The organism is Streptomyces sp. NBC_01506 (assembly GCF_045040295.1).
Lineage (GTDB): Bacteria > Actinomycetota > Actinomycetes > Streptomycetales > Streptomycetaceae > Streptomyces.
The window spans coordinates 6,787,759-6,812,534 of sequence record NZ_CP109422.1; the positions used below are offsets into that span (position 1 = coordinate 6,787,759).

Annotated in this window: 20 protein-coding genes and 1 pseudogene; 8 read left to right on the forward strand and 13 right to left on the reverse strand. The window is 70.6% G+C overall.

The features are described from left to right. The 3 genes from OG329_RS30490 to OG329_RS30500 all read right to left on the reverse strand — a co-directional run bounded on the left by OG329_RS30490 (position 1) and on the right by OG329_RS30500 (position 2,812). Positions 1-927 carry a metal ABC transporter permease gene (locus tag OG329_RS30490; protein ID WP_405799602.1) on the reverse strand — a complete coding sequence of 309 codons (927 nt, stop codon included), beginning with the start codon at positions 925-927 and terminating at the stop codon, positions 1-3. 2 nt (positions 928-929) lie between these two features. Beyond that, positions 930-1,682: a metal ABC transporter ATP-binding protein gene (locus OG329_RS30495; RefSeq protein ID WP_405802100.1), complete on the reverse strand. Its 753-nt coding sequence runs from the start codon at positions 1,680-1,682 to the stop codon at positions 930-932. Positions 1,683-1,795: 113 nt separating this feature from the next. Further along, positions 1,796-2,812 (reverse strand): metal ABC transporter substrate-binding protein, encoded by a 1,017-nt coding sequence (locus tag OG329_RS30500; RefSeq protein WP_405799603.1) that lies wholly within the window; start codon positions 2,810-2,812, stop codon positions 1,796-1,798. Between the two features lie 141 nt (positions 2,813-2,953). On the opposite strand from OG329_RS30500, the gene OG329_RS30505 reads away from it, so the two are divergent. The 3 genes from OG329_RS30505 (at position 2,954) to OG329_RS30515 (ending at position 5,119) form a co-directional block, all read left to right on the forward strand. Next, positions 2,954-4,336 carry a glycine--tRNA ligase gene (locus tag OG329_RS30505; protein WP_405799604.1) on the forward strand — a complete coding sequence of 461 codons (1,383 nt, stop codon included), beginning with the start codon at positions 2,954-2,956 and terminating at the stop codon, positions 4,334-4,336. A 93-nt stretch (positions 4,337-4,429) separates the two neighbouring features. After that, a complete protein-coding gene (locus OG329_RS30510; RefSeq protein ID WP_405799605.1) occupies positions 4,430-4,645 on the forward strand; it encodes a hypothetical protein in 216 nt (71 codons plus the stop codon). 201 nt (positions 4,646-4,846) lie between these two features. Next, a complete protein-coding gene (locus OG329_RS30515) occupies positions 4,847-5,119 on the forward strand; it encodes a DUF6243 family protein (RefSeq protein ID WP_405799606.1) in 273 nt (90 codons plus the stop codon). Positions 5,120-5,186: 67 nt separating this feature from the next. Here the strand turns inward: OG329_RS30515 and OG329_RS30520 are convergent, their stop codons facing one another. Further along, a complete protein-coding gene (locus tag OG329_RS30520; RefSeq protein ID WP_405802101.1) occupies positions 5,187-6,512 on the reverse strand; it encodes an MFS transporter in 1,326 nt (441 codons plus the stop codon). A gap of 296 nt (positions 6,513-6,808) precedes the next feature. Here OG329_RS30520 and OG329_RS30525 point away from each other — a divergent pair. Next, positions 6,809-7,576, forward strand: a pseudogene (locus OG329_RS30525) (helix-turn-helix transcriptional regulator); the annotation flags it as partial. Here the strand turns inward: OG329_RS30525 and OG329_RS30530 are convergent. From OG329_RS30530 to OG329_RS30540, 3 genes are all read right to left on the reverse strand, one after another. Beyond that, on the reverse strand, positions 7,512-8,942 hold the full coding sequence (locus tag OG329_RS30530) for an MFS transporter (protein WP_405799607.1): 1,431 nt from the start codon (positions 8,940-8,942) through the stop codon (positions 7,512-7,514). The pseudogene OG329_RS30525 and the gene OG329_RS30530 sit on opposite strands and share 65 nt — an antisense overlap. Next, entirely contained in the window at positions 8,939-9,583 is a 645-nt protein-coding gene (locus tag OG329_RS30535) for a helix-turn-helix domain-containing protein (protein ID WP_405799608.1), read from the reverse strand. The genes OG329_RS30530 and OG329_RS30535 overlap by 4 nt, the downstream gene beginning before the upstream one ends. A 100-nt stretch (positions 9,584-9,683) precedes the next feature. Further along, positions 9,684-11,120 (reverse strand): MFS transporter, encoded by a 1,437-nt coding sequence (locus tag OG329_RS30540; protein WP_405802103.1) that lies wholly within the window; start codon positions 11,118-11,120, stop codon positions 9,684-9,686. 177 nt (positions 11,121-11,297) lie between these two features. Here OG329_RS30540 and dusB point away from each other — a divergent pair, with 177 nt between their 5' ends. Both dusB and OG329_RS30550 read left to right on the forward strand, forming a co-directional pair. After that, positions 11,298-12,500 carry a tRNA dihydrouridine synthase DusB gene (dusB, locus tag OG329_RS30545; protein WP_405799609.1) on the forward strand — a complete coding sequence of 401 codons (1,203 nt, stop codon included), beginning with the start codon at positions 11,298-11,300 and terminating at the stop codon, positions 12,498-12,500. 86 nt (positions 12,501-12,586) lie between these two features. Continuing rightward, complete coding sequence (locus tag OG329_RS30550) at positions 12,587-13,696, forward strand: hypothetical protein (RefSeq protein WP_405799610.1); 1,110 nt, start codon at positions 12,587-12,589, stop codon at positions 13,694-13,696. Between the two features lie 34 nt (positions 13,697-13,730). Here OG329_RS30550 and OG329_RS30555 read toward each other — a convergent pair whose 3' ends face one another. Beyond that, on the reverse strand, positions 13,731-14,393 hold the full coding sequence (locus tag OG329_RS30555; RefSeq protein WP_405799611.1) for a response regulator: 663 nt from the start codon (positions 14,391-14,393) through the stop codon (positions 13,731-13,733). 511 nt (positions 14,394-14,904) lie between these two features. Here OG329_RS30555 and ppdK point away from each other — a divergent pair. Together ppdK and OG329_RS30565 are read left to right on the forward strand one after the other, a co-directional pair. Further along, a complete protein-coding gene (gene ppdK / locus OG329_RS30560; protein WP_405799612.1) occupies positions 14,905-17,649 on the forward strand; it encodes a pyruvate, phosphate dikinase in 2,745 nt (914 codons plus the stop codon). Positions 17,650-18,058: 409 nt separating this feature from the next. After that, entirely contained in the window at positions 18,059-19,108 is a 1,050-nt protein-coding gene (locus OG329_RS30565) for an ArsR/SmtB family transcription factor (protein ID WP_405799613.1), read from the forward strand. On the opposite strand, the gene OG329_RS30570 is transcribed toward OG329_RS30565, so the two are convergent. From OG329_RS30570 to nirB, 5 genes are all read right to left on the reverse strand, one after another. Continuing rightward, positions 19,074-20,234 (reverse strand): alkaline phosphatase PhoX, encoded by a 1,161-nt coding sequence (locus tag OG329_RS30570; RefSeq protein WP_405799614.1) that lies wholly within the window; start codon positions 20,232-20,234, stop codon positions 19,074-19,076. The genes OG329_RS30565 and OG329_RS30570 overlap by 35 nt on opposite strands. Before the next feature lie 131 nt (positions 20,235-20,365). Continuing rightward, positions 20,366-21,127 carry an SDR family NAD(P)-dependent oxidoreductase gene (locus OG329_RS30575; protein ID WP_405799615.1) on the reverse strand — a complete coding sequence of 254 codons (762 nt, stop codon included), beginning with the start codon at positions 21,125-21,127 and terminating at the stop codon, positions 20,366-20,368. 119 nt (positions 21,128-21,246) lie between these two features. Continuing rightward, entirely contained in the window at positions 21,247-21,831 is a 585-nt protein-coding gene (locus OG329_RS30580) for a TetR/AcrR family transcriptional regulator (RefSeq protein WP_405799616.1), read from the reverse strand. A 32-nt stretch (positions 21,832-21,863) separates the two neighbouring features. Beyond that, positions 21,864-22,235, reverse strand: coding sequence for a nitrite reductase small subunit NirD (gene nirD, locus OG329_RS30585; RefSeq protein WP_405799617.1), 372 nt, complete (start codon positions 22,233-22,235; stop codon positions 21,864-21,866). Continuing rightward, positions 22,232-24,775 (reverse strand): nitrite reductase large subunit NirB, encoded by a 2,544-nt coding sequence (gene nirB, locus OG329_RS30590; protein WP_405799618.1) that lies wholly within the window; start codon positions 24,773-24,775, stop codon positions 22,232-22,234. The genes nirD and nirB overlap by 4 nt, the downstream gene beginning before the upstream one ends. Between the last annotated feature and the right edge of the window lies 1 nt (position 24,776).

The following is a 24,776-nucleotide window of genomic DNA, read 5'->3' on the forward strand; positions in this document are numbered from 1 at the left end:
TCAGGCCGTGGCCTCGTCCGACGGTCCGCGCATCGCCGGAACGTCCGCGGGGACGTCCGCCGGAAGGCCCGCCGGGTCCGGCACGCATTCGCTCTCCACCGACCGCAGCGCCCGTGCCCGCCGTCTCGCGAGCGGCGTCGCGAGCACCGTCAGGACGAGGAAGACGCCGATGGCCAGCAACACAATTGTCGCTCCGGGCGGCACGTCCTGGTAGTACGAGGTGACCGTGCCGGCCAGCGTGACCGCCGTACCGATCGCCACCGCCAGGACGAACGTGACGGCGAAGGACCGGGTGATCTGCTGCGCCGCGGCGACCGGCACCACCATCAGCGCGCTGACCAGCAGCAGACCCACGACCCGCATCGCGACGGTGACCGTCACGGCCGCCGTGACGGCCACCAGCAGGTTCAGGGCGCGCACCGGCAGCCCGGTGACCCGCGCGAACTCCTCGTCCTGGCTGACGGCGAACAACTGCCGCCGCAGCCCCACGGTGACCAGCACCACCAGCGCCGCCAGGACCCAGATCGCGTCCAGATCGGCCTCGGAGACCGTGGCGAGCGAGCCGAAGAGATACGAGCTGAGGTTGGCGTTGGACCCGGTCGGCGAGAGGTTGATCAGCAGCACACCGCCCGCCATACCGCCGTAGAAGAGCATGGCCAGTGCGATGTCGCCGCGCGTGCGGCCGTACGCCCGGATCAGCTCCATCGCGATCGAGCCGACGATCGCCACGAGCGTCGCCATCCACACGGGGCTGGTGGAGAGCAGGAAGCCCAGTCCGACACCGGTCATGGCGACATGGCCGATGCCGTCGCCCATCAGCGCCTGGCGCCGCTGGACGAGATAGATACCGACGGCGGGCGCGATGACGCCGACCAGCACGGCCGCGATCAGGGCCCGCTGCATGAGGGCGGTCTCAAGGATTTCCATGATCAGGTCAGCAGTCCTGTACGAAGCGGCTCGCCGGCCGACGAATGCGGATGAACGTGGTCATGGCCGGGCAGCGCGTGCTGGCCCATGGCCTTCGGCGGTGGGCCGTCGTGCATCACACAGCCGTCGCGCAGCACCACCGCGCGGTCGATCAGCGGCTCCAGCGGGCCCAGTTCATGCAGGACGAGCAGCACGGTCGTACCGGCCGCCACCTGGTCACGCAGCGTGGCCGCCAGGATCTCCTGGCTGGCCAGGTCGACGCCCGCCATCGGCTCGTCCATGATCAGCAGTTCGGGCTCGGCGGCGAGTGCGCGGGCGATGAGGACCCGCTGGTGCTGGCCGCCGGAGAGCGCGCCGACCGCGTCCTTCGCCCGGTCCGCGAGACCGACCAGCTCGATGACGCGCTGAACGGCCGCCCGGTCGGCCCTGGAGGGCCACCGCAGCAGCCCGGTGCGCGCCAGCCGCCCGGACGCCACGACCTCGCGGACGGTCGCGGGCACGCCGCTCGCGGCCGTGGTGCGCTGCGGTACGTAGCCGACGCGCGCCCAGTCGCGAAAGCGCCGCAGCGGGGTGCCGAAGAGGGTCACCTCGCCGCCGGTGAGCGGGACTTGGCCGATCACGGAGCGTACGGCTGTGGACTTGCCCGAGCCGTTGGCGCCGAGCAGCGCGACGACCTCGCCGCGCCGCACGGTGAGGTCGATGCCGCGCAGGACGGGGCGGGAGCCGAGCGTGGCGGTGGCGCCGCGCAGCGACACGACGGCAGGGGCGGGGGTGTTGTTCTCGTCCGTCTGCCCGGTCGTCCGCGTCGTCGTCTGCGTCGTCTGCGTCGTCGCCACGTCCCGTACCTCCGTTGCCGCTGTCGACTCGTTCACTTCGCGCCGAGGGCTTTCTCCAGCGCGGCGAGGTTGGACTCCATGACCTCGACGTAGTCAGCGCCCTTGGACTTGTCCGTGATTCCCTCCAGGGGATCCAGAACGTCTGTCCGCAGACCGCCGTCGGCGGCGACCGTCTTGGCCGTCTTGTCGCTGACCAGCGTCTCGAAGAAGACCGTGCCGACCTTGTCCTCGGTCGCGATGGACCGCAGTTCCTTGATCCGCGCCGGGCTGGGCTCGGACTCGGGGGACAGGCCCGAGATGGACTCCTGGGTGAGGCCGTAGCGCTCGGCGAGATAGCCGAAGGCCGAGTGCGTGGTGATGAAGGTCTTGGTGGAGGTGTCGGCGAGGCCCTGCTCGAAGGCGGTGTCGAGGGTGGTGAGCCGGTCGACCAGCGCGGTGGTGTTCTTCCGGTACGCGGCGGCGTTGTCCGGGTCGGCCTTCTCCAGGGAGGTGCCGACGCCCTTGGCGACCTCGGCGTACTTCACGGGGTCGAGCCAGATGTGCGGGTCGGTGCCGGCCTCGCCCTCGCCGGCGTGCGCCTCGTCCGTGTGCTCGTCCGCCGCGTGCTCGTCGCCCGCGTGCTCGTCGCCGTGGGAGTGGCCGACCTCCGAGCCGTGCTTCTCCAGCGTGGTGAGGGTGGCCGCGTCGACGGTGTGCTTCACGCCCGCGGCGCCGATGGCCTCGTCCACGGCGGGCTGGAGGCCCTTGAGGTAGAGGATGTAGTCGGCCTCGCCGAGCTGGGCGGCCTGCCGGGTCCCCAGCTCCAGCTCGTGCGGCTCGACGCCCGGCTTGGTGAGGGTGGAGACGCTGACATGCGTCCCGCCTATCTCCTCGGCCAGATACTGCATGGGGTAGAACGACGCGACCACCGCGAGCTTGCCGTCGCCCTTCGCGCCCGCACCGCCCCCGTCGTCGGCCGCGTCGGAGGGCGAGCACGCGGACAGCGCGACCAGGCCGAGGGTCATGGACCCGGCGAGCGCGGCGGTGGGTATGAGGCGTCGTACGTTCATGACAGTCATTTTCAACAAAACTGGAAACGATTGTCAACAAGAGGTGGTGAGGGCCACTGCGGGACACCGATTTGATACAGGGGGTGCGCCCGCCGCTAATCTGAAGCATTCGCCGTTCGCCGTCGTAATGAAGAGAGCACCGTGGCCGCCGACAAGATCGACAGCATCGTCAACCTGAGCAAGCGCCGTGGCTTCGTCTATCCGAGCAGTGAGATCTACGGCGGACAGCGTGCCGCCTGGGACTACGGGCCGCTCGGGGTCGAGCTGAAGGAGAACATCAAGCGCCAGTGGTGGCGTTACATGGTCACTTCGCGCGAGGACGTTGTCGGTCTCGACTCATCGGTGATCCTGGCCACCGAGGTCTGGGAGGCCTCGGGTCACGTCGCCACGTTCACCGATCCGCTCACCGAGTGCACCTCCTGCCACAAGCGTTTCCGCGCCGACCACTTGGAGGAGGCGTACGAGGAGAAGCACGGCAGGCCCCCGGCCAACGGCCTCAAGGACCTCAACTGCCCCAACTGTGGCAACAAGGGCACCTTCACCGAGCCCAAGTCGTTCTCCGGGCTGCTCTCCACGCACCTCGGCCCGACGCAGGACACCGGCTCGGTCGCGTATCTGCGTCCCGAGACCGCCCAGGGCATCTTCACCAACTTCGCCCAGGTGCAGGTGACATCGCGCAAGAAGCCGCCGTTCGGCATCGCGCAGATGGGCAAGTCCTTCCGTAACGAGATCACGCCCGGCAACTTCATCTTCCGCACCCGTGAGTTCGAGCAGATGGAGATGGAGTTCTTCGTCAAGCCCGGCGAGGACGAGACGTGGCAGGAGTACTGGATGGAGCAGCGCTGGAACTGGTACCGGGACCTGGGCCTGCGCGAGGAGAACATGCGCTGGTTCGAGCACCCGAAGGAGAAGCTCTCCCACTACTCCAAGCGCACCGCCGACATCGAGTACCGCTTCAGCTTCGGCGGCTCGGAGTGGGGCGAGCTCGAAGGCGTCGCGAACCGCACGGACTTCGACCTCACCGCGCACTCCAAGGCGTCGGGCCACGACCTGACGTTCTTCGACCAGGAGGCCGGTGAGCGCTGGACGCCGTACGTCATCGAGCCCGCCGCCGGTGTCGGCCGCGCGATGCTGGCCTTCCTCCTCGACGCGTACAACGAGGACGAGGCGCCGAACGCGAAGGGCGTGCTGGAGAAGCGCACCGTGATGCGGCTCGACCCGCGCCTGGCGCCGGTGAAGGTCGCGGTGCTTCCGCTGTCGCGCAACCCGCAGTTGTCGCCGAAGGCGAAGGGGCTCTCGGCGGACCTGCGGAAGAACTGGAACATCGAGTTCGACGACGCGGGCGCGATCGGCCGGCGTTACCGCAGGCAGGACGAGATCGGTACGCCGTTCTGCGTCACCGTCGACTTCGACACGCTCGAGGACGACGCGGTGACGGTGCGCGAGCGCGACACGATGAAGCAGGAGCGCGTCTCGCTGAGCCAGATCCAGGGGTACCTGGGGGAGCGGCTGCTCGGCTGCTGATTACGTTCGTGGCTCGAAGCCCCCGGTTCCGTGACGGAGCCGGGGGCTTCGTCGCACACTGCACAGTGGCCGCATTCGTCAACAGGAGGCACCATGCCGCCCACGACCAGCAGCAAAGTCAGCCGATGGGACCAGCACGGCCGCGAGCATGTCGTCCATGTCCAGAAGGCCGGTATGCAGCGGGCGTTGAGCTGCGACACCTGCGACTGGAGCAAGAACGCGCAGTTCCTGCCGTGGCTCAAGGCGGAGGAACATCTCGCCGAGGTGCATCAGGCGACGGTGGACCCGACGGTGGCCGGCAGCGGCTGAGGGCCGTCGCCCGGTGGCCTCGGAGGTGGTCTCGGGGGCCGTCTCGGGGCCGGGAAAAATGAGGTGACGGGTGCCACCCGCCCGGTGGTAGCGTCTCTGGCATGTTCTTCCAGATCTACGAGTGAGAACGCGGCGGTCACGGTCCGCCTCTCACCAGACGCATCCGCAGATCACTTCGACTTCACCAATTCGGGAGAACCCGTGGCAAAGAGCCGGAACAACCTTCTCGGCGTGGGCGGACAGCGTAAGAAGCTGTCCCGTGCCGATCAGCAGGGCAACGGCCCCACTCGTAACGCCGACCGCAAGGTCGCCGAGGACAAGAAGCAGGAACTGGTGCGCAAGATGCGCGAGCGCGCGACCGGTACGGAGTCCGAGGAAGGCACCACGGACGCGCCGGGCGCCACCGACGCCACCGACGCCACCGCCTCGACGGACACCACCGAGGTGACCGACGGGCCCGCCGCCCAGTCCTGACGCAGCACGTTACACAGCGTGACGACGGCCCGGATCACCTCGGTGATCCGGGCCGTCGTCACGTCGTTCAGCGCACCTCGCGCGGCAGCCGCAGGCTCAGCACACCGGTCAGGGCGATCGCCGCCAACTGCACCAGCAGCGTCACCGTCAGGGCCGTGCCCATCCCCGCGCTGTCGGTCACGCTCAGGAAGAGGGAGCCCAGCGTCGCCACCCCCAGCGCCAGCGCGGACTGCTGCGTCGTGATCAGCACGCCGCTGCCCACTCCGGCCCGCTCCGGCGGTACGTCGGACAGCACGATCCGGAAGACGACCGGCAGTTGGAGGCCCTGGCCGAGGCCCGCGATCGCGGTGCCGGGCAGCAGATCCAGCGCGCCGAGCGACGGCCAGTCACGCCACACCGTGAACGCCAGCAGCCCGACGCCGAACGCCTGGATCACCGTGCCCACCGTCACGACCAGGCTGCCGTGCCGCCGTACCAGCCGTGGCCCGGCCAGCGTGGCGAAGAAGAAGGCCACCGCGCTCGGCACCAGCGCCAGCCCGGCGGCGACGGCCGTCATCCGCAGCCCCTGCTGCATGACGATCGCGATGACGAACATGAAGCCGCCGAAACCGATCGAGAACGGCAGCACGAGCGCGAGCCCCCGGCGCAGCGAGAGCAGCGCGAACAGACTCGGCGGCACCAGCGGTGTACGGCCCCGCCGGTCGGCGCGCCGCTCCACGGCCAGGAAGGCGAGCGCCGCGACGGGGAAGGCGGCCAGCGACACCCACGTCCAGACCGGCCAGCCCGCCGCGCGGCCCTCCGTGAGCGGCGCGAGCAGCGTCAGCAGCGTGACGGCGAGCAGCAGCGTGCCCGGTACGTCGATGGGCGCGGGCCGCCGGGAGCGGGTCTCGGGCATCGTACGGACGGTGAGCAGCAGCCCCGCGACGGCGATCGGCACGTTCACCAGGAAGATCGCGCGCCAGCCGCTGCCCGCGATGTCGGCTGCCACCAGCACGCCGCCGAGTATCTGGCCGACGACCATGGACAGCCCGGCGGTGGCGCCGTACAGACTGAGCGCCTTCGCGCGGCGCTGCCCCGATGTCGTCGACTGGATGGTGGCCAGCACCTGCGGCAGCATCAGCGCGGCGGCGGCGCCCTGGGCGACGCGGGCGCCGACCAGCGTCCAGGCGTCGGGCGAGAGCCCGCAGGCGAGGGAGGTCAGACCGAAGGCGGCCATACCGGCCATGAACAGCCGGCGGCGGCCGAACATGTCGCCGAGCCGTCCGCCGAGGACGAGCAGGACGGCGTACGAGAGCCCGTAACCGGCGACCACCAGCTCCAGCAGGGCGGGGCCGGCGTTCAGGTCGTGCTCGATGGTCGGCAGGGCGACATTGACGATGAAGAAGTCGATCATCGGGAGCGCGGCGCCCAGGAGCACGGTGAACAGGCCGAGGGTGCCCAGCACGGAGCCGTGGTCGTGGACGGCGGTCGGTTCGCCCGCGCGGCCGGGAGTGGCTTCGGTGGCGGTGGACAGGGAAGGTGATGCGGAGGGTGATGGCGATGAAGAGGGGGACGCGGAGGGTGATGGCGATGCGGGAGTTCTACTCACCCCACTGACGATCGCCCGGCACGCAGCCTGGTACCAGAGTGTCCTTATCCTGGTAGCGGAAGTACCTGGTAACTGGTTGCGCGGAGAGGGAAACTGGCCCGATGACCACCGCCGTCCGCGAACCGGACCTGCGACGACACGAGCTCGCGGACTTCCTGCGCAGCAGGCGCGAGCGCATCACTCCCGAACAGGTCAGCCTGCCGCGCGGCAGCCGGCGCCGGACCCCCGGCCTGCGCCGCGAGGAGGTCGCGCATCTGTCCGCCGTGGGCGTCACCTGGTACACCTGGCTGGAACAGGCCCGCGACATCCAGGTGTCCGCCCAGGTCATCGACGCCCTGGCCCGCGCGCTGCTCCTCGATCCCAGCGAGCGCTCGCATCTGTTCGCGCTGGCGGGCGCCGTGGACCCGGCGCCCGGCACGCCGTGCCCCACCATCACCCCCGCCTTGCGGATGATGCTGGAGCAACTGGACCCGATCCCGGCCTGTGTGCAGAACGGGCGGTACGACCTGCTCGCGTACAACCGCACGTACGGGGCGATGATGTGTGACCTCGACGCGCTGCCGCCCGAGGACCGCAACTGCCTCTGGCTCGCCTTCACCCACGACGGGTACCGGTCCGCCTTCGGCAACCACGCGGAGACGGTGCGGTTGATGGTGGCCCGGTTCCGCGCCGATATGGCGGAGCATCTGGCCGAACCCGCCTGGAAGGCGCTGCTCGGACGGCTGCGGGCGGCGTCGCCCGAGTTCCGCGAGATCTGGGAGCGGCACGAGGTGGTGGGCACGTCGTCCAAGACGAAGAGGTTCGTCAACGCGAGGGTCGGCGAGCTGCGCCTCGAGCACACCAATCTCTGGCTGAGTCCGGGCAACGGCAGTCGCATGGTGTCCTACGCCCCCGTCGACGACGAGTCCCACGAGCGTCTGGAGCGGCTTCACACACTGGCGCTCGCGGAACTCGCGGAAAGCTGAGCCCGTCCGCGGAGAGCCCGTTCGCGGACGTCGGCAGGTCCCTGGCGCGTCCGATGGGCGAGAAGAGCAGGATCAGTGCCGCCAGCGGCACACCGGCGGTGGTGATCCACATCGCCGTACGGATTCCGAGCGCCGTACCGAGCGCGCCGCCCAGCAGCGCGCCGAGCGGGATCGTGCCGTAGTTGAGGAAGGCCGTGCTCGCCGTGAGGCGGCCGAGCAGTTCCGGCGGGCAGTAGCGCTGCTGGAAGCTCGCCTTGATGACGTTGCCCGCCACCACGCCCGCGGCGACGCAGAAGCCGCCCACGACATAGAACAGCACCCCGGCGCCGCCCACGGTCAGCGGGATGAGCAGGGCGAACACCGCGAGCCCCAGCTCGAAGACCAGAGTCGCGCGGGCCGTGCCCAGTCGCGCGGCGACCCGGCGCGCCGCGAAGGCCCCGGCCACACCGCCGGTACCGGCCGCGGCGACGAGCCCGCCGACCGGCCCCGGGTCCAGGCCGACGGTCCGTACGAGGAAGACGACGAGGATCGACTGGTAGCCCATCAGGGCCAGGTTGGACGCGGCGCCGAAGACGGTCAGCGTACGCAGCCAGGGGTCGCCCGCGACCAGCCGCAGCCCTTCGCCGACCTCGGCGGCCAGCGCGCCGCGCGGGCGTGCGGCCTTCGGGGCGCGCGGCTCGCGGTGCCGGATGCGCGACAGACACAGCAGCGATACGAGGAAGGTCGCCGCGTTGGCGAACATCCCGTTCACCGCGCCCGCCAACTGCGCGATCAGTCCGCCCGACCCGAGTCCGGCGATCTGCGCGGCGGACGCGCTGCCGTGCAGTTTGGCGTTGCCCTCGGGCTGGTCCTCGGGGGCCAGGATGCCGGGCAGATAGGCGGTGTACGCGGTCTGGAAGAACACGGCCGCCGTGCCGGTCAGCAGTGCGACCCCCACCAGCAGACCGACGCTCAGCAGGCCCGCCCACGCGGCGAGGGGGACGGCGGTGAACAGGGTCAGCGAGACGGCGGCCGCCGCCAGCATGATCGGCCTGCGCGGTGCGCGGTCCACCCAGGCGCCGACCGGCAGGCCGATGACCAGCCAGGGAGCCCAGGTCGCGGCGGTCAGCAGGCCGACGTCGAACGTGCTCGCGTGGAGGGTGGAGACGGCGATCAGCGGCATGGCGACGCCGGTCACCGACGTACCGAACTTGCCGGCGGTCTCGCCGAGCCACAGCAGCCGGAAGTCATGGTGGCGGCGCAGGAGTCCGCCGCGGGTTCCGGGTATCACGGTGTGCCGTGCTCGCGCGCCCTGCGGGGGAAGGACTGGAGCTGTACGACGACGGGCAGAGCAGCGGGGTCCGCGTCCACGTCCGCGTCGTCGGCGGGAGTGGGAACGGGGGTGTGCCGGGCGATGACGGCCATCAACTCGGCGTTGAGCGCGCCCAGTTGGTCCGGTGTCAGGCGAAGGTCATGCCAGTCCGAGACGGTGCCGGCGGCGCGCCAGCCGTCGTCCCAGTCCTCGTTCAGATAGTCCGTGACCCGGTTGAAGTACTGGCCCACCAGCTCGTGGAGATAGACGGAGAGGGCGCCCCGGGTGCTGGGATCGTCGCGGAAGTCGGCGGTGTTCAGCTCGTTCGGGACGCCCGTCCTGCGCCACCAGCGCTCGCGCTTGGTGCCCCGCCCGGTCTCCTCCTCGATGAAGCCGTGCTCGGCGAGATGGCGCAGATGCCAGCTCACGGTGCCGGTGTTGGCGCCGAGGCGCTCGGCGAGGCCGGTGGCGGTGGCGGGCCCGTCGAGGCTGATCGCTTCGAAGATGCTCATCCGCAGGGGGTGGGCGAGCCCGCGCAGACTGCGGGCGTCGATACGGCGGGTGGGTCTGCGGGTGGGTCCGGTGGGCGGCTGGGATGAGGTCTCGGGTTCGTCGGGCATGGCGGCATCGTATGTTGCAGAGGATCCTCTGCACAGGAGTCTTCGCAGAGATCTCTCTGCAATGGGTAGCCCTTAACGCCGGGCGGCCCGTCCGTCCGCGTCACATCGAGTCCGCCGAGCCCGGTGCCGACGCCGGCTCCAGATTTGCCGCGTTACGCCGCGCCGTACCGCGCGCCCACTCCCCGCTGGTCAGCGCGCCCACCGCCAGCACGGACGCGCCGAGCCCGGTGATGATCCACCACGCGGGCCGGCTCGCTTCGGCGAACGCCGACTCGTCGATACCGCCGCGGCGCGTGGCCCCCGCCGCGCCCGCCGCCAGCACCGCTCCGATCACCGCGACGCCCAGCGTCTGCCCGATCTGCCGGCTGGTCGACGCGATGGCGGCGGCCACCCCCGACTGCGCGAGCGGCATCCCGGACACCGCCGTGTTGGTGATCGGGGCGTTAACCATCCCGAAGCCGGCGCCGAACAGCATGTACCCGATGAGCAGCAGCGCCGTGTGCCTCTCCGCCTCGAAGACCGCGAACAGCAGCCCGCTCGTCGCGGTGGCCGTGCCCGCGAGCAGCAGCGGAACGCGCGGCCCGCGCGAGCCGACGAGCCGCCCCGACAGCGGCGCGCAGACGAACGCGAGCGCCGCCATCGGCAGGATGTAGAGACCGGCCTCCAGGGCGGAGAGGTCCCGGACGTTCTGGAGATAGAGCGTGTTCATGAACAGGAAGCCGCCGAGAGCGCCGAACGCGCACACGGCGATGACCGTCGCCCCGCTGAACGGCGCGCTGCGGAAGAAGCGCAGATCGATCAGCGGTTCGGGGCGTCTGGGCTCGTACAGGATCAGCGCGGTCAGCGCGCACAGCGTGACCCCGACGCAGGACACGATCAGCGGCGACGTCCAGCCCGCGGCCGGCGCCTCGATGATCGCGTACGTCAGCGCGCCGAGGGTGGCCATGACCAGCAGTTGGCCCACGGGGTCGGGGCGGCGCGGCTTGGCGGCGCGCGACTCGGGGACGTAACGCCACGTCAGTACGTACGCCGTGACCCCCACCGGCAGATTGATCAGGAAGATCGCGCGCCAGCCGACCGTCTCCACCAGCAGCCCGCCGATCAGCGGCCCGGCCGCCATCGAGATGCCGACGACACCGCCCCAGATCCCGATCGCGCGGGCGCGCTCGCGCGGGTCGGTGAAGGTGTTGGTGATGATCGACATGGCGACCGGGTTGAGCATCGAGCCGCCCACCGCCTGCACCATGCGGAACACGACCAACAATTCCAGATTCGGTGCGACCGAGCACAGCGCCGAGCCGATCGTGAAGATCACCAGCCCGGTCTTGAAGACCCGCCGCCGGCCGATGCGGTCGGCCGTGGAGCCCGCCAGCATCAGCAGCGAGGCGATGACCAGGGTGTACGCGTCGATGGTCCACTGCATGCCCGCGACCGTGGTGTGCAGGTCCTTCTGTATGGACGGCAGCGCCACGTTCAGCACCGTGTTGTCGAGACTGACGATCAGCAGACTCATGCAGCAGGTCCCCAGAATCACCATCCGCCGGCGCGCGTCGCACTCGGGGGAGGACTCTTTCGGCGGTCCTGGCGGCTGCCCGTGCGGTGGCCCCTGAGGGGGGCCTTGCGGCGGCTCTTTCGGCGGCTCCGGTGAGGACTGGGGCTGGGGAGCTGGCATGGGGGGATCGTAAGTCCGGCACCCGGCGGTCCCCCGTTCGCCATGCGCGACAATGGAGGGATGACCGCTCCGCTCGCCCCGTCTCCCGTGCCGCCCCCGGCCGTGTCCCCGGCACCGCCCGGCACGCTCGCCGTCGGCCCGTACGCCGTGCGTCCGCCCGTGGTGCTCGCGCCGATGGCCGGGATCACCAACGCCCCGTTCCGGACGCTGTGCCGGGAGTTCTCGGGCGGCAAGGGGCTGTTCGTCAGCGAGATGATCACCACGCGGGCGCTGGTCGAGCGCAACGAGAAGACGATGCAGCTCATCCGCTTCGACGCGACCGAGACACCGCGCTCGATCCAGTTGTACGGGGTCGACCCGGTCACCGTCGGCAAGGCCGTGCGCATGATCGCGGACGAGGGCCTGGCCGACCACATCGACCTGAACTTCGGCTGCCCCGTCCCCAAGGTCACCCGCAAGGGCGGCGGCTCGGCCCTCCCGTACAAGCGGCCCCTGCTGCGCGCGATCCTGCACGAGGCCGTGTCGAACGCCGGGGACCTGCCGGTCACCATGAAGATGCGCAAGGGCATCGACGACGGCCACCTCACCTACCTCGACGCGGGCCGCATCGCGGTCGAAGAGGGCGTGACGGCGATCGCCCTGCACGGCAGGACGGCCGCCCAGCATTACGGAGGTACGGCCGACTGGGACGCCATCGCCCGCCTCAAGGAGCACGTCCCCGAGATCCCCGTCCTGGGCAACGGCGACATCTGGTCGGCGGACGACGCGCTGCGGATGGTCCGCGAGACCGGATGCGACGGTGTGGTGGTGGGGCGCGGCTGTCTGGGCCGGCCGTGGATCTTCGGCGATCTGGTGGCGGCCTTCGAAGGTACGGGGCAGCTCGCCCGGCCCGCGCTGCGCGAGGTCGCCGGGGTCATGCGGCGGCACGCGGAACTGCTGGGGGAGTGGATCGGTGACGAGGCGCGCGGGGTGATCGACTTCCGTAAGCACGTGGCCTGGTATCTGAAGGGCTTCTCGGTCGGTTCCGAGATGCGCAAGAAGCTCGCGATCACTTCGTCGCTGGCCGAACTGGACGCGCTGCTGGGTGAGTTGGACCTGGACCAGCCGTGGCCGGACGGCGCGGACGGGCCGCGCGGGCGGACGTCGGGGAACAACCGGGTGGTCCTGCCGGACGGCTGGCTGAAGGACCCGTACGACTGCGCGGGGATCGGCGCGGACGCGGAGCTGGACACCTCGGGCGGCTGACGGGCCACGATCGCTCCGTTGTCAGTGCCGTACGACATGATCTGTCATCTGGCCCCGGCGAGTGGGGCGGTGAGGCGGGGGGCGCTGTGGAGACGCTGCTGTTCGGCGAAGTGCGCGTGGAGTACGGGCAGATGTACGTGGTGAGCGAGCCGGAGGAGTACGGCGTCGGCGACTTCGGCGCGGCCTTCGCCGGGCAGGACGCCGGTCTGTGCGGGGGCGCCGTGCCCGGCTCGCTCATCCTGCTGACCGGGCTGCACACGGGCAACGTCGGGTTCACCGTCGAACTGCACGACGACCGGCCGCCGCTCGACTCCTCCTGGGAGGAGGCTGTGGAGGTGCCGTTCCGCCCGCTGTCGAGCCCGGTCTCGCTCGTGGAATGGGGAGGCGGCGACTCCTGGGAGCTGGACCTCGAACAGATCGACTACCGGGTCCGCTACAGCGCGCGGGGGATGGCGGCGGCGAGGGACCCGGAGCTGTGGGAGTCCGGGGAGCTCCTGGACCACTACCTCCTCCAGTTCTGGCCGTGCTCGCGGGCGGCACAGGCCCGCGTTCTGCGGCAGACCACCGACCACGCCGCCTACTGGCACGCCTGGGCACGGGAGTTGCCGCCCCCGCCCACCCCCGAGGAGATGGCGGAGGCGAATCGCCTCGCCGAGGCGGAGCGCGAACGGGAGCGCGTCGAGGAGCTGGCACGTGAGTGGGGCGGCCGGTTGCCGAGCGACCGGCTGCGCGCCGTGCGCGGCAATGTGTCGGGGATGATCGAACTTGACGTCCACCTTCTGCACGCGCTGGACGCGGCGGGCCCGGACGCCCAGCGCGCCGTGGCCCGGCTGGCGGCGCGCCGCGCCTGTACGGTGGCGGGCCTGGCGGAGCTGGACTGGGTCGCGTCCACCCTCGAATCCCTGGACCGGGGAGGGGAGTTGGCGCCGCCGTTCGACGAGCCGGAGCGGGTGTGGGAGCTGCTGTTCAGCGATGAGCGGGTGCCGTCGAAAGTGGTGAACGTCCCCCGGAGCGGAACGGCCATATCGCAGCCGCATCTGGCCGTCCCGGCGGTGTTCGCGGCGGCGGGACCGGACCCGCTCCAGTCGGCCGTCGACGCGCTGTTCGCCGCCGCGGCCACGTACGGCCCGGACCACGCCACCTTTCTCGCCGAGGCCCGCTCCTTCCTCGAACTCGAACTCGAACTCGACCGCTGACGCGGACTCAGGGGCCGGCCGTGGACGGCCTCGGTCACGCGGGCGGTACGAGCCCCGCCTCGTGGGCCACGATGGCCGCCGCCGCCCGGTTGGCCACCCCCGGTTGGGCCAGGATCGCGCTCACATGCGCCTTCACCGTCCCCTCCACCACATGCAGACGGCGGGCGATCCGCGCGTTGGACAGTCCGCTGCCCAGGCAGATCAGCAGGTCGCGTTCCCGGCCGGTGAGCGCGTCGGCCCTGGCGCGGGCGGCGGCGCGGCGGCCCGCCATGGCGCCCGCGCCGGTCGCCGCGAGATGCGCGACGACACGGGCGGCGACCTTGGGTGACAGATACGCGGCGCCCTCGGCCACCGCGCGGACCCCGGCGATCAGCTCCTCCGGCTCTCCCGACTTGATGAAAAAGCCGGCCGCGCCGCCGCCGAGCGCCCGGAGGATGTAGTCGTCCTCGCCGAACGTCGTCAGCATGATGACGTGCGTGTCCGGCACGGTGGCCCGGATCTGAGCGGCGGCCTCGATGCCGTCCGGACCCGGCATCCGGAAGTCGAGGACGGCCACGGACGGGCGGTGACGCCGCGTCAGTTCCACGGCGTCGTGTCCGTCGCCGGCCTCGGCGACGACGTCCATGTCCGGGGACCCGTCCTGCCGGGTCGCCGCCCCGCGAGGAACGCGGCGATCACCGTCGGCACGGTCCACCACAGGCTCACCGCGCTCAGACCGGCGCTCACGGCGGCTGCCGCTGTCAGAAGACTCCCGGACGAGATCGTCGTGCTGTTCACCCGTACGACCGTACGGATGGCGGGGACGCTCCGACACTGTCGAAAGTCCAATCAACGAAACGACGCCCAGGGCGCCCGTCCCCGTAGTGATTCTCGCCACGTCTGATAGATCCTTCGCTCAGACGAGCGGTTGACGCCCGGCTGCACTTCCGGAAGGGGTGGCACTGGGTGCCACTCCTTCCGTGTTCGAGAGGTGAACTCAGAAGTGGAGAACCCGGCTCAGATGAGCGAGTTACGTCATGCAAAGGTCATGCCCGGTTCGAGGCGTGAAGGGGGGCGGGGCGGCCGACCCCCCGGCATACGCATTCGATCCAGTGGCGGACGGGTGGTTGCGGCCGTATGACGGACAGGTGGACATGTCCAGGCACCTTCGATCTGGGTATGTTCCTGGCCGTCAGGGCAGCCAGCGCCTCCCGGAGGAGTCGAGATCCGTGTCGAGAAGCAAAGACACCCACGTAGCGACAGACACCGCCCCACAGGACCAGAAGTTCGTCTACGACTTCACCGAGGGCAACAAGGATCTCAAGGGCCTCCTCGGCGGCAAGGGCGCCAACCTCGCCGAGATGACCAACCTCGGCCTGCCCGTCCCTCCGGGTTTCACCATCACCAGCGAGGCGTGCAAGGTCTACCTCGACACCGGTACGGAGCCGGCCGCCCTGCGTGCGGAGGTCGACGCCCACCTCGACGCCCTCGAACGGAAGATGGGCAAGAAGCTCGGCCAGTCCGACGACCCGCTGCTCGTCTCCGTACGCTCCGGCGCCAAGTTCTCCATGCCCGGGATGATGGACACCGTCCTCAACATCGGGCTCTCGGACAAGTCCGTCGCCGGTCTCGCCAAGCAGTCCGGCGACGAGCGTTTCGCCTGGGACTCCTACCGCAGGCTGATCCAGATGTTCGGCAAGACCGTCCTCGGCGTCGACGGCGACCTGTTCGAGGAGGCGCTGGAGGAGGCCAAACGGGCGAAGAAGGCCGCCACCGACATCGATCTCGACGCCGCCGACCTGAAGAAGCTGGTCAAGCAGTTCAAGAAGATCGTCTCGCGCGAGGCGGGCCGCGACTTCCCGCAGGACCCGCGCGAGCAGATGGGTCTCGCCATCCGCTCCGTCTTCGAGTCCTGGAACACCGACCGCGCCAAGCTCTACCGCCGCCAGGAGCGCATCCCCGGCGACCTCGGCACCGCCGTCAACATCTGCTCCATGGTCTTCGGCAATCTCGGCCCGGACTCCGGCACGGGCGTCGCCTTCACCCGCGACCCGGCCAGCGGCCACCAGGGTGTGTACGGGGACTACCTCCAGAACGCGCAGGGTGAGGATGTCGTCGCCGGTATCCGCAACACCGTGCCGCTCGCCGACCTGGAGACCATCGACAAGAAGTCCTACGACCGGCTGTTGCAGATCATGGAGATCCTGGAGACGCACTACCGGGATCTGTGCGACATCGAATTCACCATCGAGCGCGGCGAGTTGTGGATGCTTCAGACCCGTGTGGGCAAGCGCACCGCCGGTGCCGCCTTCCGGATCGCGACCCAGCTCGTGGACCAGGGCCTGATCGACGAGGCGGAGGCGCTTCAGCGCGTCAACGGCTCCCAGCTCGCCCAGTTGATGTTCCCGCGCTTCGACGAGCACGCGAAAGCGGAGCTGCTGGGGCGCGGTATCGCCGCGTCGCCCGGCGCCGCCGTCGGCAAGGCCGTCTTCGACTCGTACACCGCCGTCAAGTGGTCGCGCTCGGGCGAGCGGGTCATCCTCATCCGCCGCGAGACCAACCCCGACGACCTGGACGGCATGATCGCCGCCGAGGGCATCCTCACCTCGCGCGGCGGCAAGACCTCGCACGCCGCCGTCGTCGCCCGTGGCATGGGCAAGACCTGTGTCTGCGGCGCCGAGGAGCTGGAGGTCGACACCAAGCGGCGCCGGATGACGGTCGGCAGGACCGTCATCGAGGAGGGCGACACCGTCTCCGTCGACGGCTCGACCGGCAAGGTCTACCTCGGTGAGGTCCCGGTCGTCCCCTCGCCGGTGGTCGAGTACTTCGAGGGCCGTATGCACGCGGGCGCCGACGACGCCGACGAACTGGTCGAGGCCGTGCACCGGATGATGGCGTACGCCGACCGGCGCCGCCGGCTGCGGGTGCGCGCCAACGCCGACAACGCCGAGGACGCGCTGCGGGCCCGCCGCTTCGGCGCACAGGGCATCGGACTGTGCCGCACCGAGCACATGTTTCTCGGTGAACGCCGGTCCATGGTCGAGAAGTTGATCCTCGCGGACACCGACGACGAGCGCGAGCAGGCGCTCAAGACACTCCTGCCGCTCCAGAAGAAGGACTTCGTGGAGCTGTTCGAGGCGATGGACGGACTGCCCGTCACCGTACGGCTGCTGGACCCGCCGCTGCATGAATTCCTGCCCGACATCACGGAGTTGTCGGTGCGCGTCGCGCTCGCCGAGTCCCGCGAGGACCACAACGAGAACGATCTGCGCCTCCTCCAGGCCGTGCACAAGCTGCACGAGCAGAATCCGATGCTCGGACTGCGCGGCGTACGGCTCGGCCTGGTCATCCCCGGACTGTTCGCGATGCAGGTACGGGCCATCGCCGAGGCCGCGGCGGCGCGCAAGAACGCCAAGGGCGACCCGCGCGCCGAGATCATGATCCCGCTCGTCGGCACCGTCCAGGAGCTGGAGATCGTCCGCGACGAGGCCGAGCAGGTCATCGCGGAGGTGCGCAAGTCCACCGGGATCGACCTCAAGCTCGCGCTCGGCACGATGATCGAACTGCCGCGCGCCGCGCTGACGGCCGGTCAGATCGCGGAAGCCGCCGAGTTCTTCTCCTTCGGTACGAACGACCTCACCCAGACCGTGTGGGGCTTCTCCCGCGACGACGTCGAGGCGAGCTTCTTCACCGCCTACCTGGAGAAGGGCATCTTCGGGGTGTCCCCGTTCGAGACGATCGACATGGACGGCGTCGGCGCGCTCGTACGCAGCGCGTGCGAGGCCGGCCGCAGGACACGCCCCGATCTGAAGCTGGGCGTCTGCGGCGAGCACGGCGGCGACCCCGAGTCGGTGCACTTCTTCCACGAGGTGGGGCTGGATTACGTGTCCTGCTCGCCGTTCCGCATCCCCGTGGCGCGCCTGGAGGCCGGGCGGGCGGCGGCGCAGTCGGACGGCGGCGGCGACTCGCGCTGAGCGGCTGAGTGGCTGAGCGGCTGAGCGACTGAGTGGTACGCCGCGCGGCGTACGAATGTGAAATCGCTTACGGTCGCCCGGCCCCGCAATGGATAAGGCCGGAACCGAAACAAATCGGGCTGCGGCCGGTGGATCCCCACCCACCGGCCGCAGCCCATTTTCACGGCCGGGCACGGAGCCGCAACCCTCACCGACCGCCGTCCGGCGAGCAAAGCCCCCCACGGCCTTCACTTCGCCTTTTCGGTGGCTCGGGTTTCGCGCCTGACCTGGTACAGCCTTTCGTTTCGCACCCAATTGGCGCGACGCGTTTCAACTGTGGCTGAAACTCCATGGTGACGTCCTGTGATGGCATGCATACTCATCGCTGGGGACGATTGCGGATGCAACAGACGCAACAAGTGGGGGATGAGTGCTGCGAATTCACTTCACGGGCAGAGACCTCGGCGGTGTCCGGATGGCCGCCGGTCCCGACCCGCTGTGGGAAACGATTCTCAGCTTTCACCGATTGCGCGACCGGCGGGGCGCGCTCGTTTTCGGGGAATGGCGCACGGAAACGCGGGTGAGGTTGAAAGGTGAAACACGTCTGCTCCATGCGCTGGTGCCGCAGCGCGGCTATTTCCCGGATTTCCTCAACCCCGCTCAGAGCCGCCTCGGGCTGGAGGAGGGGCTGGCGGCGCTGCGCGCGACGCCGGGGGAGCGGGTCCGTACGGAGTTGGCCCTGCTCGCCTCCGGGTCGCCCGCGCTCCCTGCCCGGGTCGCCGCCCAACTGGACGACGATCCGGCGGAGTTGGGCCGGCTCGCCGGGGCGCTGCGCGCGTACCACGGGGCCGCCGTGGAGCCGTACTGGCCGCACATCCGGGCACGCGCCGAGGCGGACCGTGTCGCCCGGGGCCGGGCGCTGCTCGACGGCGGCGCCGACGAACTGCTCGCCACACTCCCGCCGGTGATCCGCTGGCGCGCGCCGGTCCTGGAGGCGGACTATCCGGTGGATCGCGAACTCGTGCTGGACGGAAGGGGGTTGCTGCTCCAGCCGTCGTTCTTCTGCCGGGGGACACCGGTCGTCTACCGTGATCCGACGCTGCCGCCGGTGCTCGTCTACCCCCTCACCCATGCGGACGCCCCGACCGCCGCCGGCCACGGCGACCGGGGCGCGGGACGGTCCCTGGGCCGACTGGTCGGCCGTACGCGCTCAACCGTCCTGAGCGCCATCGAGCACGGCACGACCACCAGCGAACTCGCCCGCAGGGCAGGGGTGTCGCTCGCCTCGGCCAGTCAGCACGCGTGCGTCCTGCGCGAGGCGGGACTCGTGGTCACCCTGCGGCACGGCAACGCCGTCCTGCACACGCTGACGCCCCTGGGCGCCGCCCTGCTGCACGGCGGCGCCCAGGGTGTGCCGGGACCCTCGCGGATCCGCCGGACCGGGGTCAGGTCCGGAACGGCCCCGTCACCTCGTACGTGATACCGCCGGACGAACTGCCGCTCGTACCGCGCTGGCTGGAGAAGTACAGCCGCGAGCCGTCGGGCGAGAACGCCGGGCCGGTGATCTCGGAGCCCGACTGCCCGTCGAGACGCAGGAACGGCGCGACGACGTCGTCCGGCGTGATCAGGCAGATCTCCAGATTCCCGCCGTCCTCCGCCACGAAGAGATCGCCGGACGAGGAGCCGGTGACATTGTCGACACCGGTCAGCGGGGCGCCGCCGCCGGTGACGAGCGAGTCGTCGTACGCCAACTCGTAGGTGGACGCGGCCGGATCGACCCGCCAGACCCGGTTGTCGCCCTTCGTGGTGAACCACACGGAGCCGTTCGCGTAGTAACAGCCCTCGCCGCCGTTGAACCGCTTGGCGCCCGAGACCTGGTCGCGGGTCACGGTCGGCGAACCGTCCGGGTCCGGCACCGTCACCCAGGTGAAGGACCCCGACGTGGCGGTGCCGGCCCGCAGCACCTGGAGGGTGCCGGAGGACAGATCGCCCCACGTGGTCGGCGTGAAGCGGTAGAAGCACCCGTTCGTCTCGTCCTCGGTCAGATAGATCACCCGGCGGACCGGGTCGGCCGCCGCGGCCTCGTGCTTGAACCGGCCCATCGCGTCGCGCCGTACCGCCGCTTTCACGCCCCACGGGTCACTCTCGTACACATACCCGAGGCTCACCTCCTCGCAGGACAGCCAGGTGTTCCACGGGGTGTCGCCGCCCGCGCAGTTCTGCCGGGTGCCGGAGAGGATCCGGTACGCGCCGGTGATCGCGCCGGCCGAGGAGAACCGGAGCGCGCTCGCGCCGCCGGACGGGTTGATCTCCGAGTTCGAGACATAGATCCAGCCGCTGCCGTCGGCGTAACAGGCGCCGCCGTCAGGGGCGTTGTGCCAGGTGTACGACGTGCCGGGCACGGTCTGACCGGACCGGGCGACGACCCGGCTGGTGAATCCGGCGGGTAGCCGGACGCTGTTGGCGTCGGCGGATCCGAGCGCTCCGTACGGTCCCGCGCCGGGCTGCGCGGGGTCGGCGTACGACGTGCCCCGCCAGAGTGTGCCGCCGAGTGCGACGGCGGAGCCTGAGACGATCGCTCCACGCAGAAAATTGCGACGTTCCACTGGGCCGCTCCATGGGGGTGGGGTGGGTGTGAGGTCGCGTGCAGGCAGCAGCGTAGGGCGAGTGGATGGCCGCCGTCTGAACTTCGGGGCGGCGTGGCCGGTCATCGGCGATAACACCTACGCTGCCGCACCTACGCCGCCGCGCCCCCGTCCACGACCAGGTCGGCCCCCACGACGGACGCCGCGTCCGGCGAGGCGAGATACAGCACGGCCGCCGCGACCTCCGCCGTCGACGACACCCGGCCGAGCGGTGACTGCTCCTTCATCCGCGCCGTGCGGTCGGCGGCGCTCTCGCCGGGGTGCAGCGACATCGTGGTGTCCGACGCGCCGGGGCTGACGGCGTTGATCCTCACTCCGTCGCGGATGTGGTCCAGGGCGGCGGCGCGGCTCAGTGCGGAGACGGCGGCCTTCGAGGTGAGATAGCCGGCCACGTTCGGGATCCGCAGATGGGCGCCGAGGTTGGAGGAGACGTTGACGATGGCGCCGCCGCCGTTGGCCCGCATATGGGCGATCTGCGCCTGGAGGCAGTGCAGGACGCCGGTGACGTTGATGTCGAGCAGCGCCTGCCAGTCCTCGGCGGGGAGATCGGCGAGGGGCGCGCCGCCCCGGAATATCCCCGCGTTGTTGACGGCGACGTCCAGGCGTCCGAAGTGCTCGGCCGCCCGGCGCACCAGGGCCCGTACGTCGTCCGCGCGGGAGACGTCGGCGGTGACGACGAGCGCGTCGCCGCCCGCCGCGCCGATCAGGGCGCGGGTCTCCTCCAGCGGGGCCGCGCCCCGGCCGGAGAGGACGACCGAGGCGCCTTCGGCCGCGAACGCCACGGCGACGGCGCGGCCGATCCCGGAACCGGCGCCGGTGACGAGGACGGTCCTGCCGGTGAAGCGAGCGGACATGGGGTGACTCCCTTGATTATCTGGAATGATCGTTCTTGTATGAGGGCGTGCGAGGGCAATGGTGAGAGCAGTGGAAAGCGGGCGCCGACCCCCGTACGGCCCCGGTCCGTCTCTCTTTCTCAGTCCAGCAGGCTCAGCGCCTGCTCGGCCGCGTCGCGTACCCGCGCCGGATCCCGCGACGTCTTGCCGACCACCCGCATGCCCTGCATCAGCACGAGCAGCAGCCGTGCCAGCGCCCGCGGGTCGCGGTCCGGCCCCAACTCGCCCTGGCCCTGGGCCCGGACGAGCGCCGCGTGCGTCAGTGTCTCGATGTGCTGCCAGCTCAGCTCGACCCGGCGCGCCGCCTCGCGGTCGTGCGGCCCCAGTTCGGCGGCCGTGTTGGTGACGAAGCAGCCCTTCTCGCGCCCCGGCTCGGTGGTGGCCTCGGCGGCGAACCCCCGCACCACCTCCCGCACCGCGGGCAGCGCCGGCCCCGGCTTCGACAGGACGTCGAGCAGCGACGGGTCGTGTGTCTCGCCGTAGCGGTCCAGCGCTTTCAGATACAGCTCGTGCTTGTTGCCGAACGTCGCGTAGATGCTGGCGCGGCCGATGCCGAGGTGTTCGACGAGGTCCGCCATGGACGTCGCCTCGTAACCGCGCCGCCAGAACAGCTCAAGAGCCGACTGGAGCGCGGCGTCCGGATCGAATTCCTTGGTCCTGGCCACGGGCCGACTCTAGGGCTATATGGAACGCTCGGTCAAGATTCGATTCTGGAGGCGTAGACCGTCACCGCCACCGACTCGTCGTCCAGACAGCGCCCCGTCTCCAGGTCGAAACGCTGTTTCAGCAGCGGCGACGCCACGAAGGCGCGGCCGTCCTGGCTGCCGGTCAGCCCGCGCGACAGCACGTGGGCGCCGGAGTACGGGTCGCGGTTGTCGATCGCGTACGTACGGCCCGCCCGGTCCAGGAACAGCGCGGCCTGCCGGCCGTCCGGCAGCAGCGCGGCCACGCCCCGGCCCGCAATGAGCGCCGAGCGGTCGCAGACCGTGAACCACCCGTCGCCGAGCAGGAGTTGAAGAGTCGCGCCCGCGCGACCCGTCGTCGGGGTCGGAGTCGGGGTCGGGCTCATCGCGCGGCCACCCCTTCCAGAGTCAGAAACGTCAGATCCGGCTTCACCTGGTCGCGCTCCGGCACGAACCGCACCGTCGGATCCGGCGCGTCAGGCGCGTTGACGAAGGAGACGAAGCGGCGCAGCCGCTCCGGGTCCTGAAGAGTCTCGGCCCACTCGTCGCGATAGCCCGTCACATGGTCGGCCATCAGCCTCTCCAACTCGCCGCACAGACCCAGCGAATCGTGCACGACGACATCCCGTACATGGTCGAGACCGCCCTCGATCCGGCCCAGCCACGCCGAGGTGCGCTCCAGACGGTCGGCGGTGCGGATGTAGAACATCAGGAAGCGGTCGATCAGCCGCACCAGCGACTCGTCGTCCAGATCCCGTGCCAGCAGGTCCGCGTGGCGCGGCTCGGCGCCGCCGTTGCCCCCGACGTACAGATTCCAGCCCTCCGCCGTCGCGATGATCCCGAAGTCCTTGCCGCGCGCCTCCGCGCACTCCCTGGCGCAGCCCGAGACCGCCGACTTGAGCTTGTGCGGCGCGCGCAGGCCCCGGTAGCGCAGCTCCAGATCGATGGCCATCTTCACCGAGTCCTGCACCCCGTACCGGCACCAGGTCTGTCCGACGCACGACTTCACCGTCCGCAGCGCCTTCCCGTACGCGTGCCCCGACTCGAAACCGGCCGCCACCAACCGCCCCCAGATCTGCGGCAGTTGGTCGACCCGCGCACCGAGGAGATCGATGCGCTGGCCGCCCGTGATCTTCGTGTAGAGCCCGAAGTCCCGTGCCACCTCACCGATCACGATCAGCTTGTCGGGCGTGATCTCGCCGCCCGGGATCCGGGGCACGATCGAGTACGAGCCGTTGCGCTGCAAGTTGGCCAGGAAGTGGTCGTTGGTGTCCTGGAGCGCGGCCTGTTCGCCGTCCAGGACATGGCCGCTGAGCCCCAGCGTCGGCGCGAGCGAGGCGATGATCGAGGCGACGGCGGGCTTGCAGACGTCGCACCCGTCACCGCCGCGCGCGCCCCGGCGGCCGTGCGAGTCCAGCAGCGAGGCGTACGACGTCACGCGCAGGGTCCGCACGATCTCGTACAACTCACCGCGTGTGTGCGGGAAGCAGCCGCACAGCCCGCCGTCTCCCGCCGTGGGCAGGAGCTGTCCGATCACCTTCAGGCAACTCCCGCAGCCGGTACCGGCCTTGGTGCACTTCTTCACCTCCGGCAGTGTCGCGCACGCGGCGACCGCGCCCTTCGTCACGTGGTGACAGTTGCAGATCACCGCGCTGTCCGGCAGTGAGGCCGGGCCGAGCGCCGCCGGTGTCCCGGCCCCCGGCGGCAGGACGAGCTGTTCCGGCGGCAGGGGCGGTACGCGGCCGGTCAGCGGGCGCAGCACCCCGTAGGCGTCGGCGTCACCGACCAGCACGCCCCCCAGCAGCGTGCCGTCAGCGCCGACGACGACCTTCTTGTAGACGCCCGAGCGGGAGTCCGCGTACACGACGTCGAGGCAGCCCGGCGCGGCGCCGTGCGCGTCGCCGAAGGACGCGACGTCCACACCGAGCAGTTTGAGCTTCGTGGACAGATCGGCCCCGGTGAACTCGGCCGCCCCCTCGGTGACTTCGGCGATCGCGTCCGCCGCCGTGCGCGCCATCTCGTAGCCCGGCGCCACCAGGCCGTACACCCGCCCGTCGGCCGCGAGCGCGCACTCGCCGATCGCGAAGATCCGCGGATCCGACGTACGGCACCGCTCGTCGACCGCGATTCCGCCGCGCTCGCCGACCCGCAGCCCCGCGTCGCGCGCGAGAGCGTCCCGGGGCCGTACGCCCGCCGAGAAGACGACGAGATCGGTCGCCAGGACCGAACCGTCCGACAGCGCCATGCCGTTGACGACCCCCGCCGCGTCCGTCGTCACCTCCTGTGTGCCGACGCCCGTATGGACGGTCAGCCCCATGCCCTCGATGGTGCGCAGCAGCGCGGCGCCGCCGCCGTCGTCCACCTGGACGGGCATCAGACGCGGTGCGAACTCCACGATGTGCGTGTCGAGTCCGAGCCCCCGCAACGCACCCGCCGCCTCAAGACCGAGCAGCCCGCCGCCCACCACGGCGCCGGTACGGGCGGTCTTCGCGTACTCCTCGATCGCCAGCAGGTCCTCGATCGTGCGGTAGACGAAGCAGCCGGTCGCGTCCTTGCCCGGCACGGGCGGCACGAACGGGTAGGAGCCGGTGGCCAGCACCAGGGTGTCGTACGTGAACGTCAGACCGGCGCGTGAGGTGACCGTGCGTGCCGCCCGGTCGACGGTTTCGGCCGGGTCGCCGAGCCGCAGCTCGATGCCGTGGCGGGCCATGAAGTCCGGTTCGACCAGGGAGAGTTCGTCGGGGGTGCGGCCGGAGAAGTACGAGCTGAGCCGCACCCGGTCGTACGCGGGGCGCGGCTCCTCGCAGAGCACCACGATCCGCGCCCTGCCGGTCGTGCCGTGCTCGGCGAGTGCTTCGAGGAACCGCTGGCCCACCATGCCGTGGCCGACGACCACGATCGTGGGGCGGGAGGGTGTGTCGGGCATC